The sequence below is a fragment of the Erwinia sp. HDF1-3R genome (genome assembly GCF_039621855.1).
Taxonomy (GTDB): domain Bacteria; phylum Pseudomonadota; class Gammaproteobacteria; order Enterobacterales; family Enterobacteriaceae; genus Erwinia.
The window spans coordinates 2812090-2832555 of sequence record NZ_CP155071.1; the positions used below are offsets into that span (position 1 = coordinate 2812090).

The window sequence follows — 20466 nt, forward strand, 5'->3', positions numbered from 1 at the left end:
AAAATCTGCAACTAAGTGTGAAGTACCGCACAGACAAAAGGAGAAATGAATAAAGGGCGCAGATAGCGCCCCTTTCAGTTAGCCCTCAGGCAAACAGGCTGTTCTGACGATGGCGGGGCCAGAAGTTCAGCAGTAGCTGACGGGCCCAGGTGGGTTCCGCCTGGTGTGACATCAGGCTGCTCACCTCGCGCTCGCGCTGCGCGTTTTCCATGCAGGCAGTCATAATACTGCCGGTAAATTCCGGATGGAACTGTACCGATATCGCCTGCGGGCTGTAGCGGATGATCTGGCAGTCATCCAGCGCAGAGACGGCCAGAACCTGCGCCCCCGGCGGCGGCTGTAGTACCGACTGACGATGGGAAAGCCAGGCAGAAAAATGCGTCGGCAGCGCGCCGAGCAGCGGATCGTGGCGATCGCCGTCAACCGTGGTGAGCTGCTGAAGCCCTCTCTCCCAGCCGCGCGGGTTGTCCCCGACCTGGCCGCCGAGGGCATAAGCCATAAGCTGATGCCCGTAACAGACGCCCAGCAGGGGCAGATCCTGCTCAACCGCGCTGCGGATCCAGGCGGCGGTGCGCTCGCTCCACTCCGCATGATCGGTCACCATCGCCCAGGAGCCACTCAGTATCGCCGCCGCAACGGATGACGGCGCAGGAAGCTCATCCCCCAGGTCGGGACGAATGACAATGTAGTCCTGTGGCTGCAAACTCAGTGCGTCCACAAACCAGTGCTGCTGCTCGCCCACCTGCGCACTGACGCGCTCGGGCGGCGTTTCGAGCTGAATAATTGCTAAGGGAAGCGAAGAAGACATAAGGTTAAGGGTTCCTTTTGGTGATCTCTGACGCACACCTGACGCAAATCTCAGGATTCAGAACCTTATCATGGCAAGCTGCCGAGAGCTTGTCACATGACTTATAGTGAGAGCTAATGCAGAAAATGGCATAAGGCGCTGCGGGTTGCAGCACATCTCGAAGCATTTATACCTCTATAAATAGCGCAAGAAAGAAGGAATACTATGGATAACCGCCTGATGACGTCCCTGTGGCTATCGCTCTGGCAGGGCTTGCATAGCAATGACGCCTCGCCGCCTGCCGTGGCGTTTACCGCCGGGGAACGGCTGCAATCGGCCTGGCCGGTCACGGAGCTGGCCGCCAGCAGCCTGGCCCTGGCGATGCAGGCTGCCGCCGATCTCTGTGGTAACGCTTGCCCGCTTGAGGTAAATACCCGCCTCGCGTCACGCTGGTTCCAGCGCTCATACTTTCCCATTAATCGCACCGTCGCCAGCCTGTGGGATCCCTTTGCCGGCGACTACGCGACCCGGGACGGCTGGATCCGTCTGCATACCAACGCGCCTCACCATCGGGCGGCAATGGAACAGGTGCTGGGGGTTCACGACAGCCGCGAAGCGCTGGCGAAAACGGTACATGGCTGGATGAAAAATACCCTGGAAGAGGCGGTAATATCAGCCGGCGGCTGTGCTGCTGAAATGCGCAGCCTTGCCGACTGGTTGCGGCATCCTCAGGGAGAGCACGTCGCGCAGGAGCCGCTTATCGCCCAGCGAATGCAGCCCGAAGCCGCACCGCCCGCCTGGCGCTGTCCTGTCAGCCGCCCGCTGCTGGGCATCAGAGTGCTTGACCTGACGCGGATTATTGCCGGGCCGGTCGCCACGCGCTTTCTCGCTGGGCTGGGGGCTGAGATTCTGCGCCTGGATCCGCCTGGCTGGGAAGAGGCTTCCCTGGAGGAGGAGATTACCCTCGGTAAACGCTGTGCGCGTCTGAATCTGAAATTGAAAGAGGGTCGGAAAGCTTTTGAGACCCTGTTAGCGCAGGCGGACGTGCTGGTTCACGGTTTTCGTGCCGATGCGCTACCCCGGCTTGGCTATGACACCGATGCATTGCAAAGGCTGTCGCCAGGACTTATCGACGTCAGCCTGAACGCCTGGGGCTGGAGTGGCCCGTGGCGCAACCGCAGGGGATTTGACAGCCTGGTCCAGATGGGCTGCGGTATCGCCGACTATGGGCGGGGAGGAGACGTAAGCACGCCGCCCTCCCCCCTGCCGGTTCAGGCGCTGGACCACGCCACGGGCTACATGATGGCAGCCTCCGTGCTGAAAGGCTTGCGGCAACGACGGCGGCATAATATCGGTTTTACCGCCCGCCTCTCGCTGGCCAGAACCGCTCTGCTACTGACCCAACGCCCCTACCCCGTCGCTGATCGGCCCGCAGGCCTGGGCGCTGACGTAGCGGGCGATCTGAATGCCGAAACTGAGATCGCCGCCCGGGGAATTGGCTATCGCCTGAACGCCCCGGTCTGGCTGCCCGGCACGCCGCTGATCTGGTCACGACCCGCCTCGCCGCTGGGGTCGTCGGCACCATGCTGGTCTAATACTTCCAGTTAGGATCACCGGCCAGCTTTTGCCTCGCTGTCTGTTCCCCAAACGGCCCCCTGTCAGGGCTGATGCAAAGGCCAGGACCCTCGCCCGATTTCAGCCTTTCCCCACCTCAGCTTTCGTTATCTTCTTCCAGTTCGTCGCGCATTGCCTGTAGCGCTTCGCGGGTGATCGCTGCCAGGGTGCGGTAAAATGCCGTTGTGGCATGGGCTTCAACCTTGCCGAGGAACTGACCGCACCACGGCAGCAGGTAGTCATCAAACAGGGTGATCTGCGCCGCAAACTCATCCGCTTCCGACTGGTCCTCCAGCCAGGAGGAGGCCAGCAGCAGCGCGCCAATATGGTCGGCAGGCGCATCGCTTAGCGGCATGCCGCGGCTTTGGAGAAAGCGCCGGACCTCAGACTCAACCGGTCCGTTTTCCCAGTGCGAACCATAGGGCGGTACGCTGCAATCACTGCCCACAAACAGCGCATTGTAGTCCGTTGCCAGCGCCTGGGGATCGCTGTTCTGTTGCAGGCGCAGCAGCAACTCGTCCTGCTCCAGCGGCCAGTGCTGTTGCAGCTTGCCTTCACGCAGGAGCGTGAACAGCGGAACCAGCAGGGGATCCTGAGGCTGACGGTTATACAGCGAACCCAGCAGGCGACAGAGGATTGAAAATTCATTCATAGTAAGTCTCATCATAAGTAAAATGTGACAGGGTCACGTACGGACGCATTTAGTAGCCGCGCGACAGGTCGACGCGGCCTGACGGCATCTGCCCCGCCTCGCGCAGGCGGATGGCCTGTGCAATATAGTCCATCGCATCGTCAGGTAACGTTACAGCGGCATTATGAGGCGTAATGGCAATGGCCGGATGCGCCCAGAAAGGGTGCTGTGTATCCAGCGGTTCACGCGCAAAGACATCCAGCGCGGCGGCCTTTACCTCACCCGCCCCGATAGCGGCCAGCAAATCATCCTCGACCAGATGCGCGCCTCGCGCCAGATTAAGAATAAACGCCTGGGGTTTTAACTGCTGCATCAGCTTCCGGTTCAGTATACCCGTGGTCTGCGGCGTATTGGGCAGCAGATTGATCAGCACCTGACAGCCGTGCAAGAACGCGTCCAGCTGATCGTCACCGTAAAAACTGCTGACCCCGGGCAAATCCTTCGGTGAACGGCTCCAGCAGCGCACCGGGAAGCCCCAGGCCAGGAGGCTCTCCGACACGCTGCCGCCCAGTACGCCCGCCCCCAGAATGCCGACGCCGAAGTCGCTGCGGGAATAGTTTGGTAGCGGCTGCCACAGGCTTTGCGTTTTTTGCTGCTGATACTCCGTAAAGCGGCGGAACCAGCCCAGCACGTGATACACCGCGTATTCCTGCATCTGACGGGCCATGCCGGTATCTTCCAGCCGGAACAGCGGCACCCCGGCGGGCAGCATAGCGGGATACTGTCGCAGCTGCGCGAGAATATCATCAACGCCTGCGCCCAGTGCAAATACGCCTTTTAACGTCGTGCGCCCCGTTAGCATCTCTACCGGCGGCTGACGAACCAGCGCATAGTCGGCGGGCGCATCGTCGCCGGGTGTCCACTGGCGAATACGCGCCTGCGGCAGGCGCTGCTGCAGGCCCGCAATCCATTTATCGGCGCGAAAGGATGGGTGATAAAAAATGACGTCCACGTATGATCTCCTCTTTTTTTATCAGGCTCGGGTAAAAACGCGCGGATGGCAAGCAACAATCCCGGGATACGCCAGGCATCCCAGGGTTTATCAGCGTGCGACAGCAGGCTCAATCAGCCTGCGCAACAGCGGCATAAGCATCAGCAGGATCAGCCCGACCACCGCACTCCCCCAGCCGAGCAGGCTGAAAATATGGCTGTAGCCCGGATTAGTCAGGAGCGGCGTGCTGCCGCTGTTTTCGGGCATCAGACCTGACACGTATCCCGCCAGCACCGATGCCACGCCGGTAACCATCATCCAGCAGCCCATCATAATTCCCTGATAGCGGGCCGGAGCCAGCTTGCCGATCATTGCGTAGCCGATCGGTGAAAGCAGCAGTTCACCGATGCTTTGCAGTACGTAGCTGATGACAATCCATTTAAACGCCACCTGGCCATCACCGCCCGCCAGCAGGATCCCCAGCGGCAGTACCAGCATCCCCAAACCAATAAAGAACAGCGATGAGGCAAACTGCAGGGGGATGTCAATGCGCCAGCCGCGCTCGCGCAGATTGCGGAAGCCCAGCGCCAGCAGCGGCCCGCCGATAACAATCACCAGCGTATTGATGTTTTGTACCCACTGAGGAGCAATCTTTATGCCGTAAACGTTCAGGTTGATATTGTGCTCGGTAAACAGCATCAGTCCCATGGGGGCCAGCTGATACAGCGTCCAGAATACCAGCGAACCCAGCGCCAGAATCAGCCAGGCCGTCATTTTACGCTGCTCCTCGCGCGGCCTGTGGCGCAGAGTGGTAAAAGCCAGCAGCAGGAAAATAATTACCCCCAGCCCGATGACAAAAGAGCCGGTAAAGCTGGCGTGGGTTAGCATCAGCCGCACCAGTGGCACCAGCACCGCCAGGATGACCGCTCCTCCCACCATCCGCAGCCTGAACTGGCTTTTACTGACGTGCAGCAGCGGCGTGTCAATATCCGCCAATATTTTCCAGCACAGCAGCGAAATGACGATGGCGACCATATTGCCGAGGGTGGCGAACAGGAACAGCGAATGATAATGCTCGCTCAGCTGGAAGTAACCTGCGCCGGTAAAGCCCAGAAAGAAGCCGAGATTCATCCCGGCATAGTTCCAGAGAAAAGCGGTCTCGCGGCGGTTATCCTCAGGTTTAAAACGCTGGGTAAGCATCATATTAATGCAGGTAACGTTCAGGCCGCTGCCGGTAAGAAACATCGCCAGCCCCCAGTACAGCCCTTCTGCGGTTTGCCCGGCGAGCACCCAACAGCCGATAACCTGAAGCAGCATACCCAGCACAAAGAGAATACGGTTGCTGAGGAAGCGTCCGCCAAGATAGCCCCCGAACAGGTGCAGCCCGTAGTTGAAAGCGCCAAAAACGCCCATCATGGCGTTGGCCTGCCCTTCGCTAAATCCCAGACGTTTGGTGGCGTAGAGCACCAGGGTCGAATAGAGCACGGCAAAGCCGAGGGTGGCGAAGATCTGAATAAAGAACAGCGCCCCGGTGCCACGAATGGCGGCGGTATCAGTATATTTAGCAGCGGTATTCACAACAGCCCTCATGATTATCTGATGCAGAAAAGTGCATCATTATGCACAGAGCGCCGCATAATTACCTTTATGGATGCGGACTTTTCATGATTTATCCGGCTATTTGCCTGTTTAAGCAGCAACATGCTGTAAAACTGACTAAACGAACGGGAAATTTCACAAAGGGAGTTGACCCTGCCCCGGCTTTTACCTACATTAGCGCCCAGGCACAGTGTGCCAGCAAAAATACGGTGAGGTGTCCGAGTGGCTGAAGGAGCACGCCTGGAAAGTGTGTATACGGCAACGTATCGAGGGTTCGAACCCCTCTCTCACCGCCATATTAAATGAGAAAGCCTGAGCGAAAGCTCAGGCTTTTTTGTTGCCTGCCAGATAACCGCTGCCGACTTCCGGGCGGGATAAATCACGCCGTACAGTCAGTTGCCGCAGCAGCGCTTAAAATAATTTCCGGTTGGTAAACAGGCGCCTGGCGGATAGCGCGCCTGCGGCTTAAGCAGATAGAATAAAAGGGAAAAATTCTTCTTGACCGGCGGGGCGTGACTCCCTATAGTAGCGCCCCGTTGCCCTCTGGGGCAAGGCAGTAAAAAAATACGGTGAGGTGTCCGAGTGGCTGAAGGAGCACGCCTGGAAAGTGTGTATACGGCAACGTATCGAGGGTTCGAACCCCTCTCTCACCGCCACATTAAATGAGAAAGCCTGAGCGAAAGCTCAGGCTTTTTTGTTGTCTGCTTATAGCCGTTTAGCCGTAGGCCACCAGCGTACGCTGGCACAGCTGCGAGCGCACGCAATCCTCTTTACCAAAACGTATCACGCCAATCATCTCGTCCTCCACAAAGCGGGACAGCGCATCGCTCAGGCCAGACTGCACATGGGACGGCAAATCACACTGGGTAATATCGCCGTTGACGATGACGGTCACGTTTTCCCCGAGGCGCGTCAGGAACATTTTCATTTGGGCGGCGGTGACGTTCTGCGCCTCATCGAGGATCACCACGGCATTTTCAAAGGTGCGTCCGCGCATATAGGCAAAGGGGGCTATCTCCACCTTGCCGATTTCGGGCCGCAGGCAATACTGCATAAAGGAAGAACCGAGACGTTTAACCAGAACGTCATAGACGGGCCGGAAGTAAGGGGCGAATTTCTCAGCAATGTCACCCGGCAGGAAACCCAAATCTTCATCTGCCTGCAACACCGGTCGCGTAACGATAATCCTGTCTACATCCTTGTGGATCAGGGCCTCTGCCGCTTTGGCGGCGCTTATCCAGGTTTTACCGCAGCCCGCTTCGCCGGTGGCGAAGATCAGCTGCTTGCTTTCTATGGCTTTAAGATAGTGCGCCTGAGCCTCATTTCGGGCTTCAATCGGCGAATGGTCGCGGGTATCTCGCGCCATGCCAATTGCGTCCAGCCCACCCATTTGCACCAGCGAGGTGACCGACTCTTCCTCGCGCTGACGGTGACTGCGCGAATCGCTACGCAGTACGCGTTTAGCTTCACGGCGCGCTTTGATCACTGCTTTCTGTCTTCCCATAGTGGCACCTTACAGTTGGTTTCATCTCCCGCATCAGAATGTCAGATGCGATTACGTGAACGCTTTAGAGGTTTTAGTGGCTTCCTTGTAAGCCTTGAAAGGCCGCTGGATATGATGCAAAGCAGAGCATGCGCTAAGCCGGACATCGTTGTGGAGCGAAGACGGCACGTTGGCCTTTGATGCGTGAATGAGAAGAGGATAGATCGTTGAGGTTGAACCACCTTCGCAGGGGAAAGCGATAACGGTATGGCTGTGACGCTTGTATCGGTGACAGGACTTTACCATTCGCGATCTCCGTGATGATTCAGACAACACCCTTGTGTACCGCTTAATTAAGGTGCAACAGATCACGGACGGATTCAACATCTTTTTTAACAACTAATGCAACAATCATTATCATTGTGAGGAAAAGAGACCACCCGCCGGATACGCTGGCAGGTGGCAAAGGCGTCAGGTGCTCAGTAATCCCTGCCCCAGGTAGTGCTGGCGGTCCTCCACGCCCGGCAGAACAAAGAAGTATCCCCCGCCCGCGGGCTTAATATATTCCTCCAGCGCTTCGCCGTTAAGCCGGTTCTGTACGGTGAGAAAGCCTTTCTCCAGATCGTGTTGATAGCAGACGAACAGCAGCCCCATCTCCAGCTGACCGGCCAGCGAAACGCCCAGCGAATAGCTGTAACCCCGTCGCAGCATCAGGCTGCTTTGCGTGGCAGGCGTGCGGGGATTGGCAAGACGAATATGCGCATCCAGCGGGGTGATATTCCCCTCCGGATCGCTGGCATAATCCGGCACGTCGCGCTCATGCTGCATGCCGAGCGGCGCGCCACTGTGCTTAACCCGGCCAAAAATCGTCTCCTGCTCGCGCAGCGGGGTGCGATCCCAGAACTCAACGTGAAAGGGGATAATGCGGGCAACCTGATAGCTGCCGCCCACTGCCCACGCTGGCTCGCCCTGCTCTTTTGTCACCCACACCACAGAATCCATCAGACCTGAATCTGCCGTATCCGGGTTGGCGGTGCCATCTTTAAAGCCAAGCAGGTTGACTGGCGTCTCTTTCCCCCTGCTACGCGCAGCATGATCGGAGATAAAGCCTTCCCGACGCCAGCGAACGCTGAGCAGATCCGGTGAGTGTTTGATAATATCCCGCAGCGCATGAATAACCGTGTCATTGGTATTCGCACAGATTTGCAGCAGCAGATCACCATGACACAAACTGGCATCAAGCGCGTCGTTTGGAAAACGCGTCATCGGCTGGAGCTTAAGCGGCTTATGCGCCTGCAGGCCATAGCGCTCATCAAACAGCGAATGCCCAACCGATACGGTGATAGTCAGGTTATCCGGATAGATGCGATCGCCGAGAATACCCGAATCCAGCGGCGGCAGACGTGGATTGGTCACCTGGGGTGCCTCACCTCCCTGCGTTAAGAAAGCGATGCGGTCCGTCAGCAGCCTGAACAGGCGAGTCAGATCGTCCCTGTCGCCTGCCAGTACGTCAAAGGCGACCAGCATCATCGACGCCTGCTGGGGGGTAACCACGCCTGCCTGATGCGGACCGAAAAAAGGCTGCGCCTCCAGCCGGACATTGGGCGACAGCGCGCCCGGCGAAAATGATTTTTCCCCGGAAGCGCCCTGTACCGGGCAGCCGCCCCCCACCGCAAACGCGCCGCCGAGCAGCCCCATTCCTTTCAGTAAACGACGACGCGACGGCAGCGCCGCGTCGTCAACAGGTTTGCTTGCCATTGCGGATTAATCCAGACCCAGCGTACCACGCAGCTTCGACAGGTCTTCCGCCAGCGTGGTGATGGGGCCTTTCATGGCGTTACGGTCAGCGGTGGTGAGCTTATCGTAACTCTCATAGCCATCTTTGGTGCGGTACTTAACGAGTATCGCATCCACTTTGCTGAAGTTAGCATCAACCTTTGTCAGCAGAGCCGGATCGGCTTTTTCCAGCGCAGGTCGCAGGAGGTTAACGATTTTCTGAGCGCCATCGACGTTCGCCTGGAAGTCCCACAGGTCGGTGCGGCTGTAGCGATCTTCTTCACCGGAGATTTTGCTGGATGCCACTTCTTCAATCAGACCCGCCGCACCGCCCACCACTTTGCTCGGTGGGAAAGCCAGTTCATCCACGCGTTTTTGAAGGTCTAGCGTATCGTTATAGAGCTGGTCAGCATAGGTATCCATGCCTTTGGTGCTGTTGTCGCCGAAAAGCGCCTTCTCCAGACGGTGGAAGCCGGTAAATTTAGGGTCTGCTGCTTTTTTCTCGTAATCGTCTTCGCGGGCGTCAATTCTGCCATCCAGATCGGAGAACAGCTCTGCAATGGGTTCGATGCGCTCATAGTGGCGACGGGTTGGCGCATAGAGCGCCTTCGCTTTCGCCACATCTCCAGCTTTTACCGCATCGGTAAACGCTTTAGTGCCGGTCACCAGCTCGGCGATCTCACGGGTGACATAGGCTTTATAAGAGGCAATCGGCCCGACAAGCTGCATCACATCCGGCTTACCGTCCGAGGGCTTACTGCCCTTCACAATCAGCTTGCCTTTGGCATTGCTCAGCAGGCCGCAGGTCATATCATATTCACCTGCTTCAAGGTTGGCGGTGAGCTTTTGCGTAAAGCCAGGTGCGATGTTCTCGCGCTCTTCGACCACCATTACCCCTTTGAGGATCTCCCACTCCAGTCCTTTCTGGCTGTGGTTCTGAATAATGAACTGGGTCTTACCAGCGTTAACGGTGACGGTCATCGGATCGCACTGTTTGTCGTTAACGGTGATGTGAACCTGAGGAATATCTGCGGCCATCGTCGCACTGGACGCAGAGATCAGGCTAAGGAGCGCAGCGCTCAGCGCATGTTGGCGAATACGGAGTGTCATAGTCAATCCCTGTAAAAAGTGAAGGTGCCCGTGATACGGGCCAGAAAAAAAATCTATCGGGCTGTACGTAATGTTTCGGCCTGCGTACGCACTGGCATAAAGAACAGCAGCAGCGCAGGCAGGAGATAAATCCACCAGACCGCCACTTCACTGACGCTGGGAGATTCCTGATAGCCAAAGACGCCTTCAAGCAGCGTACCGATGAGGCTGCTGGTAGAAAGCTGGTTGCTCATGTTGAATGCAATATCCTGGAAATGATCCCACAGGCCCGCTTCATGGAAAGCGCGAATAGCTCCTGCCGCCAGCCCGGCGGCCACGAACAGAATAAACAGGCTGGTCCATTTGAAGAAAGCGCCCAGGTTGAGGCGTACTCCGCCCCAGTAGATGAGCATTCCCAGCACAACGGCGGTCGCCAGGCCCAGCATGGCCCCCAGCGGCGGAGCGATGCCGACATCCTGCTGGAAAGCTGCCAGCAGGAAGAAGACCGATTCCAGGCCTTCGCGGGCGACTGCGAGGAAGACCATAAATATCAGTGCCCAGCCGCTGCTGTTTCCTTTTTGCAGCGCGTTATCCACCGCCTGTTCCAGTTCGGCTTTTACATTGCGGGAGACTTTACGCATCCAGAATACCATCCATGTGAGGACGAAGACGGCGATGACCGCCACGATGCCTTCAAACATTTCCTGCTGTTTTTGCGGGAATTCACCGGTGGTTTCGTTGATAAAGTAGCCTACGCCCAGGCAGAGCGCAGCGGCAACAAACACCCCGGCCCACATGGCACCAAACCATTGACTTCTTTGAGTACGCTTCAGGTAGCTGGCGATAAGGCTGACAATGAGCGCGGCTTCAAGTCCTTCACGTAACATGATCAGAAAGGGTACAAACATGCAAACGCCCTCAGGTGCGAAAAATAAATTCAGTTCCAGTAAAGAAACGTAAATCGAAACGATACCGATTATCATTATCGTGCAAGAAAAAACAAGAGGCCGTCCGGCTATTTTCACGTTTTGCCTGGAAGCATTGAGTACCAGTGGGTGATATCTCTTATGGCAGTCAGTGAATTTTTCGGATAGTTGTTGTCGGGGTACGATGCCTGACGAGCCGGTGGATAGTCCCAGCGGGTGCCGGGCTGCACTATCTGCTGTGTCGGTGGCTAATCCCAGCGGCTGCCGGGCTGCACTATTTGCTGTGCCGGTGGACAATCCCTGCGGGTGCCGGGCTGCACTATTTACTGTGCCGGTGGATAATCCCTGCGGGTGCCGGGCTGCACTATTTGCTGTGCCGGTGGATAATCCCTGCGGGTGCCGGGCTGCACTATTTGCTGTGCCGGTGGATAATCCCTGCGGGTGCCGGGCGTCCTCGCGCCAGGCTTTGCCTGGTGCCTTTGGCTCCGGCTCCAGGCCGGACGGCCCGGTCGCGAGCGGGCATCCCTGCCCGCCGCTCCCTGAGTGCAGCATCCCTGCTGCCCTCGCCTGGCCTTCCGTCTTCGCCGCAGCGCTGCGGAATGCCCGTCACCCGCAGGGATTATCCACCTCTCAGGCTTCTGGGCCGCTTTGAGTAAACCGTTTATCTGTCCGCGGACTGCTAAGCTGCTTCCAGTAAAACCGTTTATCTGTCCGCGGGCTGCTGAGCTGCTTCCAGTAAAACCGTTTATCTGTCCGCGGGCTGCTGAGCTGCTTCCAGTAAAACCGTTTATCTGTCCGCGGGCTGCTGAGCTGCTCCGGTAAAACCGTTTATCTGTCCGCAGATTTCTGAGCCTATCCCCGTTAAGGTTTGCTCTCGGGCAGGATTCAGCTCACTTTTCGATTTAGTTTTTGGTGCCGCTATTTAGGTCATTTATCTGCACCACGAAAAAACCAGTCACAATAAACTGTGCACTCTCAGTCTTCTGATTTTCTTCATATCCCAACTATTTTGGTCATTGCATATTTCCTGTACGCATTCATACCTGACGAAGAGTTTCCGGGAATCTCCGACACCGCCCTTAACCGCAGCCAGCACAATGCAAAAAGAGCAGGCGGGTGGGGCCCGGTGACAGGCAATCCGCAGCGCTGAGCGTAGAGAGGAAGACCCGGATGGGCCAGCAGGGATGCTGGCACAAGGGCATGCCGGGACAGGGATGTCACGTCATGCCCGGTCCGGAAAGTCGACGAGCGAAGCGAAGGAACCGCGCCACGCGCGGCGCGAGGACCGCCTGGCACCGGGCACCACCCGTTGGCGACGGCACCAGACTTTAGCCAGCCCGGCACCATCCGCTGGCGACACCCCGGACCTTTGCCGTATCAGGCTCCATCCACATATGGCATTCAGGGCCATTACAGCATCAGACACAACCCGCAGGCGACAGCACTGAGCCTTTAGCGCACCGTGCGCAACCCCCAGGCTACGGCCCTGAAGCTTTGGCACGGAGGTTATCTTATTTGCAGAGTTCTCTTTGCTTTAAACCTGCAAAAGAATCGACTGTAACGCCCGAAACCACCCTTAACCGCAGCCAGCACAATGCAAAAAGAGCAGACGGGTGGGGCCCGGTGACAGGCAATCCGCAGCGCTGAGTGGAGAGAGGGAGACCCGGATGGGCCAGCAGGGAGGCTGGCACAAGGGCATGCCGGGACAGGGATGTCCCGTCATACCCGGTCCGGAAAGTCGACGAGCGGAGCGAAGGAACCGCGCCACGCGCGGCGTGAGGACCGCCTGGCACCGGGCACCATCCGTTGGCGACGGCACCAAACGTTTAGCCAGCCGGGCCCCCATTGGCGATTGGCGAATGCAACAGGCCTTTAGCCAGCCGGGCCCCATCCGCTGGCGACACCCCGGATCTTTGCCGTATCAGGCTCCATCCACATATGGCATCCAGGGCCATACAGCATCAGGCACAACCCGCAGGCGACAGCACTGAGCCTTTAGCGCACCGTGCGCAACCCCCAGGCTACGGCCCTGAAGCTTTGGCACGGAGGTTATCTTATTTGCAGAGTTCTCTTTGCTTTAAACCTGCCAAAGAATCGCCTGTAACGCCCGAAACCGCCCTTACCCACAGCCAGTACAAAGCAAAAAGAGCAGACGGGTGGGGCCCGGTGACAGGCAATCCGCAGCGCTGAGCGTAGAGAGGAAGACCCGGATGGGCCAGCAGGGATGCTGGCACAAGGGCATGCCGGGACAGGGATGTCACGTCATGCCCGGTCCGAAAGGTCGACGAGCGAAGCGAAGGCACCGCGCCACGCGCGGCGTGAGGACCGCCAGGCACCGGGCCCCATCCGTTGGCGACAGCACCAGACTTTAGCCAGCCGGGCCCCCATTGGCGATTGGCGAATGCAACAGGCCTTTAGCCAGCCGGGCCCCATCCGCTGGCGACACCCCGGATCTTTGCCGTATCAGGCTCCATCCACATATGGCATCCAGGGCCATACAGCATCAGGCACAACCCGCAGGCGACAGCACTGAGCCTTTAGCGCACCGTGCGCAACCCCCAGGCTACGGCCCTGAAGCTTTGGCACGGAGGTTATCTTATTTGCAGAGTTCTCTTTGCTTTAAACCTGCAAAAGAATCGACTGTAACGCCCGAAACCACCCTTAACCGCAGCCAGCACAATGCAAAAAGAGCAGACGGGTGGGGCCCGGTGACAGGCAATCCGCAGCGCTGAGTGGAGAGAGGGAGACCCGGATGGGCCAGCAGGGAGGCTGGCACAAGGGCATGCCGGGACAGGGATGTCCCGTCATACCCGGTCCGGAAAGTCGACGAGCGGAGCAAAGGAACCGCGCAACGCGCGGCGTGAGGACCGCCTGGCACCGGGCACCATCCGTTGGCGACGGCACCAAACGTTTAGCCAGCCGGGCCCCCATTGGCGATTGGCGAATGCAACAGGCCTTTAGCCAGCCGGGCACCATCCGCTGGCGACACCCCGGATCTTTGCCGTATCAGGCTCCATCCACATATGGCATCCAGGGCCATACAGCATCAGGCACAACCCGCAGGCGACAGCACTGAGCCTTTAGCGCACCGTGCGCAAACCCCAGGCTACGGCCCTGAGGCTTTGGCACGGAGGTTGTCTTATTTGCAGAGTTCTCTTTGCTTTAAACCTGCCAAAGAATCGCCTGTAACCCCGGAAAGCGCCCTTACCTACAGCCAGCACAAAGCAAAAAGAGCAGACGGGTGGGGCCCGGTGACAGGCAATCCGCAGCGCTGAGCGTAGAGAGGAAGACCCGGATGGGCCAGCAGGGATGCTGGCACAAGGGCATGCCGGGACAGGGATGTCCCGTCATGCCCGGTCCGGAAAGTCGACGAGCGGAGCGAAGGAACCGCGCCACGCGCGGCGTGAGGACCGCCTGGCACCGGGCACCATCCGTTGGCGACGGCACCAAACGTTTAGCCAGCCGGGCACCACCCGTAGGCGACGGCACCAGACTTTAGCCAGCCGGGCCCCCATTGGCGATTGGCGACGGCACCAAACGTTTAGCCAGCCGGGCACCACCCGTAGGCGACGGCACCAGACTTTAGCCAGCCGGGCCCCCATTGGCGATTGGCGACGGCACCAGGCACTTAGCGCACTACGCCCCCTCACTTAGTCGGCGCTAAACTCCGCCTCAGCCTGCTCGAAACGCTGCTGTGCCGCCGCCGACGGCTCTGGCCCCAACAGGCTAAACAGCACGATAGCAATAGTGCTAAACAGGAAGCCCGGGATGATCTCATACAGACCCAACCACCCGTACTGCTTCCAGATAAGAACCGTGGCCGCACCGATAATCATTCCCGCCAACGCGCCGTTACGGTTCATCCGCTTCCAGACCAGTGAAAGCAGCACCACCGGACCAAACGCCGCACCGAAGCCCGCCCAGGCGTAGCTCACCAGACCCAGCACGCGGTTCTGTGGGTTGGATGCCAGCGCAATCGCCACCACCGCCACCAGCAGCACCATCATCCGCCCTACCCACACCAGCTCACGCTGGGTCGCACCCTTGCGCAAAAAGCTCTTGTATAAATCTTCGGTTAACGCGCTGGAACACACCAGCAGCTGACAGCTGAGCGTGGACATCACCGCCGCCAGAATAGCGGAAAGTAAAATACCGGCAATCCAGGGGTTAAACAGGATCCTCGCCAGCTCGATGAAAATTCGCTCGCCGTTATCCGCTACGCCCGCTGCCTGTTCAGGATGATTATGGAAGTAAGCAATACCAAAGAATCCTACCGCTACCGCCCCTGCAAGACAGAGCACCATCCATGCCATACCAATACGACGGGCGCTGCGAATGGAGCGGTGAGAATCGGCCGCCATAAAACGCGCCAGAATATGCGGCTGGCCGAAATAGCCCAGCCCCCAGCCTAGCAGCGAAATTACCGCTACAAAATTCAGGTTTTTCAGCATATCCATATTCTCAGCGCTCTGAGCCCGGATAACCGTCAGCGCATCACCCAGCCCGCCAACGGCGGAGATAACGATCACCGGCGTCAGGATCAGCGCAAAAATCATCAGGCTGGCCTGCACCGTATCGGTCCAGCTTACTGCCAGGAACCCACCGACAAAGGTATAGATAATAGTGGCCGCCGCCCCCGCCCATAGCGCGGTTTCGTAACTCATGCCAAAAGTGCTTTCAAACAGGCGCGCCCCAGCCACAATGCCCGACGCGCAATAAATGGTGAAGAATACCAGAATAATCAACGCTGAAATCACCCGCAGCAGCTTACTCTTATCTTCGAACCGGCTGGTGAAGTAGTCAGGTAGCGTCAGCGCGTTATCATGATGTTCTGTCTGGACCCGCAGACGTCCTGCAACAATTTTCCAGTTCAGCCAGGCCCCCAGCGTCAGACCGATGGCAATCCAGCTTTCGGAGATGCCAGAAAGGAAAATGGCACCCGGCAACCCCATCAGCAGCCAGCCGCTCATATCGGATGCTCCGGCAGAGAGCGCCGTAACCACGCTGCCCAAACTTCGACCGCCAAGAATGTAATCGTCAAAGTTTTTAGTTGACCGCCAGGCGATAAAACCAATTAACACCATGCCAAAGATATATACGCAAAAGGTCACCATCATTGGTGTACTTGCTGTCATTGAAATTCTCCATTTATTATTTTAAATGCGCAGTGCTCAAGGTTGCACTGGCGGTGCCACCGGAACGTAGCAGCCCCCTCCTGTCAACCCAGCGCAGGTATCCTGCCGTAAAGGGTGTAAGCGCACAAACGATTTAACACATCAGTTACAGTAACTTCACCCCATGTCACAGACTCAACAATGAAAGGTTGCACCGGATCACAACCCGGCAAGTTGCACCTTAAAAAAGACCTTAAATATCCAGATACTACCTGTAACCACCGTTCTGGCGCGATACTTGCAGCAATATCCATGCCGCTTTTCAAAACAGCGCTTTCATCGCTCAAACAGAGGCGTATTTAACAAGGTTGCACAAAGTTGCAACTTAAGTGATATTGCTCAATATCGTCGTCATTTATCATTTCAAGGAGCTAGAGGCATGGGCACAACTACCATGGGCGTGAAGTTGGATGAAGCCACGCGCGAGCGCATCAGGCTGGCTGCGGGTCAGATTGATCGCACCCCACACTGGCTTATTAAGCAGGCGATTTTTAATTATCTTGAGCAGTTGGAAAATGGCGCAGCCCTGCCTGAAATCCCTTCTCAGCTGCTGACGCACGAGGGGGATGAGCGCTCAGAAGATGAGCAGCATCAGCCGTTCCTTGAGTTTGCCGAGCATATTCTTCCGCAGTCCGTGACCCGTGCCGCGATCACCGCCGCCTGGCGGCGCCCTGAAAATGAATCCGTGGCGATGATGCTGGAACAGGCGCGCCTGCCTGCTCCCCTGGCGCAGCAAACCCATCAGCTCGCTTACCAGCTTGCTGATAAGCTTCGGCACCAGAAAGGTGCAACCGGACGCGCCGGGATGGTGCAAAGCCTGCTGCAGGAGTTCTCTCTCTCCTCTCAGGAGGGGGTGGCCCTGATGTGTCTGGCCGAGGCGCTGCTGCGCATACCGGACAAGCCGACCCGCGATGCCCTTATCCGCGACAAAATCAGCAACGGTAACTGGCACTCGCATCTGGGCCGTAGCCCCTCGCTGTTCGTCAACGCGGCCACCTGGGGTCTGCTGTTTACCGGGCGCCTGGTGTCCACCCATAACGAAGCCAGTCTCTCCCGTTCGCTTAATCGCATTATCGGTAAAAGCGGCGAACCGCTGATCCGCAAAGGCGTGGATATGGCGATGCGCCTGATGGGCGAACAGTTTGTGACCGGGGAAACCATCGCTGAAGCCCTGGCAAATGCCCGCAAGCTGGAGGAGAAAGGCTTCCGCTACTCATACGACATGCTCGGTGAAGCCGCCCTGACGGCGCAGGATGCGAAAGCCTATCTCCTCTCCTATCAGCAGGCGATTCAGGCCATTGGCAAAGCCTCCAACGGTCGCGGCATTTATGAAGGCCCCGGGATTTCAATTAAGCTTTCCGCCCTGCACCCTCGCTACAGTCGCGCCCAGTACGAGCGCGTGATGAGCGAACTTTACCCGATCCTGAAATCCCTGACGCTGCTCGCACGCTCCTACGATATTGGCATCAATATTGATGCCGAAGAGGCGGACCGGCTGGAGCTGTCGCTGGATCTGCTGGAAAAGCTCTGTTTCGAACCAGAGCTGGAGGGATGGAACGGCATTGGCTTTGTGATTCAGGCCTACCAGAAGCGCTGCCCGTTCGTCATCGACGCGCTTTGCGATCTGGCTCAGCGCAGCCGCCGCCGTCTGATGGTTCGTCTGGTGAAGGGTGCATACTGGGATAGCGAAATAAAGCGCGCGCAGATGGAGGGCCTGGAGGGCTATCCGGTCTACACCCGCAAAATTTACACCGACATCTCCTATCTGGCCTGTGCCCGAAAGCTGCTGGCCGTACCGAACCTGATCTATCCGCAGTTTGCCACCCATAACGCCCACACGCTGGCGGCTATTTATCAGCTGGCGGGTAACAACTACTATCCCGGCCAGTATGAGTTCCAGTGCCTGCACGGCATGGGTGAACCCCTGTACGAACAGGTGGTGGGCAAAGTGTCCGACGGTAAGCTCAACCGCCCCTGCCGCATCTATGCACCGGTTGGCACGCATGAAACCCTGCTGGCCTACCTGGTGCGCCGACTGCTGGAAAACGGCGCGAATACCTCTTTTGTCAACCGCATCGCCGACAAGACGCTACCGATTGACGATCTGGTGGCCGACCCGGTCGAAGAGGTGGAAAAGCTGGCGCGCAGCGAAGGCGGCGTGGGCCTGCCCCATCCTAAAATTCCTTTGCCGCGCGATCTCTACGGCAGCGCGCGCGTGAACTCTTCCGGGCTGGACCTGGCCAACGAACACCGTCTGGCCTCGCTGTCGAGCGCGCTGCTTAACAGCGCCATGGAGCCCTGGCACGCGGTGCCGGTGATTGACGGTGAGCGACAGCCGGGTGAACCCCTGCCGGTCCTTAATCCGGCCGAGCCGGGCGATATCGTCGGCTATGTGCAATACGCCAGCGAAGCCGATGTCTCTATTGCGCTGGACGCCGCCGTCAGTGCGGGGCCGATCTGGTTCGCCACCCCACCGCAGGAGCGTGCGGCCATCCTGTCGCGGGCGGCCATGCTGATGGACGGGCAGCTACAGCGGCTGATTGGCATACTGGTGCGCGAGGCGGGTAAAACCTTCAGCAACGCCATTGCCGAGGTGCGCGAAGCCGTCGATTTCCTCTATTACTATGCCGGACAGGTGCGGGATGATTTCGATAATGAAACGCACCGCCCCCTCGGTCCGGTCGTCTGCATCAGCCCGTGGAATTTCCCGCTGGCCATCTTCACCGGACAGATCGCTGCCGCGCTGGCGGCAGGCAACAGCGTACTGGCAAAGCCTGCCGAACAGACGCCTCTGATTGCCGCCGAAGCGGTAGCCCTGCTGCACGAGGCCGGTGTACCGGTCGGCGCGCTCCAGCTGCTGCCTGGCAAGGGCGAAACCGTCGGCGCGCAGCTTACCGGGGATGACCGCGTGCGCGGCGTAATGTTTACCGGCTCGACGGCGGTAGCGACCCTGCTACAGCGTAATCTGGCAGGCCGTCTCGATCCGCAGGGGCGTCCAACACCGCTGATTGCCGAAACGGGCGGGATGAACGCGATGATTGTCGACTCCTCAGCGCTGACCGAACAGGTAGTGGTTGATATTGTGGCCTCCGCCTTTGATAGCGCAGGGCAGCGCTGTTCGGCCCTGCGTCTGCTGTGCGTTCAGGAGGACGTGGCCGACCACCAGTTGCAAATGCTGCGCGGTGCGATGGCCGAATGTCGCATGGGCAATCCGGAACGCCTCTCTACCGATATTGGCCCGGTCATAGATGCCGAAGCGAAAGAGAATATCGAGCGTCATATTCAGGCAATGCGCAGCAAGGGGATGAAGGTTTACCAGGCGGCAGTGCAAAATCAGCAGGATGTTAAAGAGTGGCAGAGTGGCACCTTCATTCAGCCAACGCTTATCGAGCTGGATAGCGTCGCCGATCTGGACAAAGAAATCTTTGGTCCTGTACTGCATGTGGTGCGCTATACCCGCAGCCAGCTTCCACAGATAATCGCGCAAATTAACCAGTCAGGCTACGGTCTGACGCTGGGCGTGCATACCCGTATAGACGAAACCATTCATCAGGTGACCAACAGCGCCCGCGTCGGCAATCTTTATGTCAACCGCAATATGGTTGGCGCGGTCGTCGGCGTGCAGCCTTTTGGCGGTGAAGGCCTTTCCGGCACCGGTCCAAAGGCGGGTGGCCCGCTGTATTTGTACCGGCTGCTGTCGCACCGCCCTGATGGCGCGCTGCGCGTCACGCTGGATCGTCATGACGGTGAGCACCCGGTCGATGCGGCGCTGCGCCCCTCCCTGCTGGCTGCGCATCAGGCGCTGACCGCGTGGGCGCAGGATAAACCTGAACTGGCGAGTCTTTGCGCCCGCTATGCCGAACTGAGCCAGGGAGGAACGGTTCGACTGCTGCCGGGTCCTACGGGAGAGCGCAACACCTTTGCCCTGCTGCCGCGTGAGCATGTTTTATGCCTGGCGGATACGCAGGAGGATGCGCTGACGCAGCTGGCGGCCGTTACGGCAACGGGCAGCCGGGTACTGTGGCCGGAAGATGAGCTGCTCCGCAGCCTGTTTAAAACGCTACCGGAGGCGGTGCAGGCACGGATAGATTTCGCGACGCAGCCGTTGGAAAAAAACAGTAGCTTTGACGCGGTTATATTCCATGGCGATGCCGACAGGCTGCGCGAAGTGTGTAGAACGGTGGCTGAACGCGAAGGTGCGATTGTGTCGGTACAGGGCTTCGCGCGCGGCGAAACCAACCTGCTGCTGGAACGCCTGCTGCTGGAGCGTTCACTCAGCGTCAATACGGCCGCGGCGGGTGGTAACGCCAGCCTGATGACCATCGGCTAACCGCATCATGGCGGTGTCGGGCATCTCCCCGACACCGTCGTGATGTTCAATGTGTTATCAGCAATC

Annotated in this window: 11 protein-coding genes and 2 tRNA genes; 4 read left to right on the forward strand and 9 right to left on the reverse strand. The window is 58.4% G+C overall.

What is annotated here, in order from left to right; genetic code table 11:
- Positions 1-85: 85 nt before the first annotated feature.
- On the reverse strand, positions 86-808 hold the full coding sequence (locus AAGR22_RS12835; protein ID WP_067701001.1) for a glutamine amidotransferase: 723 nt from the start codon (positions 806-808) through the stop codon (positions 86-88).
- Positions 809-1012: 204 nt separating this feature from the next.
- On the opposite strand from AAGR22_RS12835, the gene AAGR22_RS12840 reads away from it, so the two are divergent.
- A complete protein-coding gene (locus AAGR22_RS12840) occupies positions 1013-2395 on the forward strand; it encodes a CoA transferase (RefSeq protein WP_345827881.1) in 1383 nt (460 codons plus the stop codon).
- A 103-nt stretch (positions 2396-2498) separates the two neighbouring features.
- On the opposite strand, the gene AAGR22_RS12845 is transcribed toward AAGR22_RS12840, so the two are convergent.
- The 3 genes from AAGR22_RS12845 to AAGR22_RS12855 all read right to left on the reverse strand — a co-directional run bounded on the left by AAGR22_RS12845 (position 2499) and on the right by AAGR22_RS12855 (position 5601).
- The gene (locus AAGR22_RS12845) at positions 2499-3053 is read right to left on the reverse strand and encodes a molecular chaperone (RefSeq protein ID WP_345827882.1); all 555 of its coding nucleotides are present in this window, start codon (positions 3051-3053) and stop codon (positions 2499-2501) included.
- A 49-nt stretch (positions 3054-3102) separates the two neighbouring features.
- Positions 3103-4044 (reverse strand): glyoxylate/hydroxypyruvate reductase GhrA, encoded by a 942-nt coding sequence (gene ghrA / locus AAGR22_RS12850; RefSeq protein ID WP_345827884.1) that lies wholly within the window; start codon positions 4042-4044, stop codon positions 3103-3105.
- A 90-nt stretch (positions 4045-4134) separates the two neighbouring features.
- A complete protein-coding gene (locus tag AAGR22_RS12855) occupies positions 4135-5601 on the reverse strand; it encodes an oligopeptide:H+ symporter (RefSeq protein WP_345827886.1) in 1467 nt (488 codons plus the stop codon).
- 229 nt (positions 5602-5830) lie between these two features.
- On the opposite strand from AAGR22_RS12855, the gene AAGR22_RS12860 reads away from it, so the two are divergent.
- Positions 5831-5918, forward strand: a tRNA-Ser gene (locus AAGR22_RS12860).
- Between the two features lie 272 nt (positions 5919-6190).
- Positions 6191-6278, forward strand: a tRNA-Ser gene (locus AAGR22_RS12865).
- A gap of 59 nt (positions 6279-6337) precedes the next feature.
- Here the strand turns inward: AAGR22_RS12865 and phoH are convergent.
- From phoH to putP, 5 genes are all read right to left on the reverse strand, one after another.
- Complete coding sequence (phoH, locus tag AAGR22_RS12870) at positions 6338-7126, reverse strand: phosphate starvation-inducible protein PhoH (protein WP_345827887.1); 789 nt, start codon at positions 7124-7126, stop codon at positions 6338-6340.
- 450 nt (positions 7127-7576) lie between these two features.
- Positions 7577-8863 carry an iron uptake transporter deferrochelatase/peroxidase subunit gene (efeB, locus tag AAGR22_RS12875; RefSeq protein WP_345827889.1) on the reverse strand — a complete coding sequence of 429 codons (1287 nt, stop codon included), beginning with the start codon at positions 8861-8863 and terminating at the stop codon, positions 7577-7579.
- A gap of 6 nt (positions 8864-8869) precedes the next feature.
- The gene (gene efeO / locus AAGR22_RS12880; protein ID WP_345827891.1) at positions 8870-9991 is read right to left on the reverse strand and encodes an iron uptake system protein EfeO; all 1122 of its coding nucleotides are present in this window, start codon (positions 9989-9991) and stop codon (positions 8870-8872) included.
- Positions 9992-10044: 53 nt separating this feature from the next.
- Positions 10045-10878: an iron uptake transporter permease EfeU gene (gene efeU / locus AAGR22_RS12885; protein ID WP_345827893.1), complete on the reverse strand. Its 834-nt coding sequence runs from the start codon at positions 10876-10878 to the stop codon at positions 10045-10047.
- A gap of 3668 nt (positions 10879-14546) precedes the next feature.
- A complete protein-coding gene (gene putP, locus AAGR22_RS12890) occupies positions 14547-16031 on the reverse strand; it encodes a sodium/proline symporter PutP (RefSeq protein ID WP_345827895.1) in 1485 nt (494 codons plus the stop codon).
- 418 nt (positions 16032-16449) lie between these two features.
- Between putP and putA the strand changes: the two genes are divergently transcribed.
- Positions 16450-20400, forward strand: a complete 3951-nt coding sequence (putA, locus tag AAGR22_RS12895) for a trifunctional transcriptional regulator/proline dehydrogenase/L-glutamate gamma-semialdehyde dehydrogenase (protein ID WP_345827896.1) — start codon at positions 16450-16452, stop codon at positions 20398-20400.
- The last annotated feature ends 66 nt before the right edge of the window (positions 20401-20466 follow it).

Bases quoted from the DNA above. Each gene is read 5' to 3' on its own strand.
- AAGR22_RS12840 (WP_345827881.1), top strand. From the start codon at position 1,013: ATGGATAACCGCCTGATGACGTCCCTGTGGCTATCGCTCTGGCAGGGC.
- AAGR22_RS12835 (WP_067701001.1), bottom strand. From the start codon at position 808: ATGTCTTCTTCGCTTCCCTTAGCAATTATTCAGCTCGAAACGCCGCCC.
- putA (WP_345827896.1), top strand. From the start codon at position 16,450: ATGGGCACAACTACCATGGGCGTGAAGTTGGATGAAGCCACGCGCGAG.
- efeB (WP_345827889.1), bottom strand. From the start codon at position 8,863: ATGGCAAGCAAACCTGTTGACGACGCGGCGCTGCCGTCGCGTCGTCGT.
- efeO (WP_345827891.1), bottom strand. From the start codon at position 9,991: ATGACACTCCGTATTCGCCAACATGCGCTGAGCGCTGCGCTCCTTAGC.
- efeU (WP_345827893.1), bottom strand. From the start codon at position 10,878: ATGTTTGTACCCTTTCTGATCATGTTACGTGAAGGACTTGAAGCCGCG.
- phoH (WP_345827887.1), bottom strand. From the start codon at position 7,126: ATGGGAAGACAGAAAGCAGTGATCAAAGCGCGCCGTGAAGCTAAACGC.
- AAGR22_RS12845 (WP_345827882.1), bottom strand. From the start codon at position 3,053: ATGAATGAATTTTCAATCCTCTGTCGCCTGCTGGGTTCGCTGTATAAC.
- putP (WP_345827895.1), bottom strand. From the start codon at position 16,031: ATGACAGCAAGTACACCAATGATGGTGACCTTTTGCGTATATATCTTT.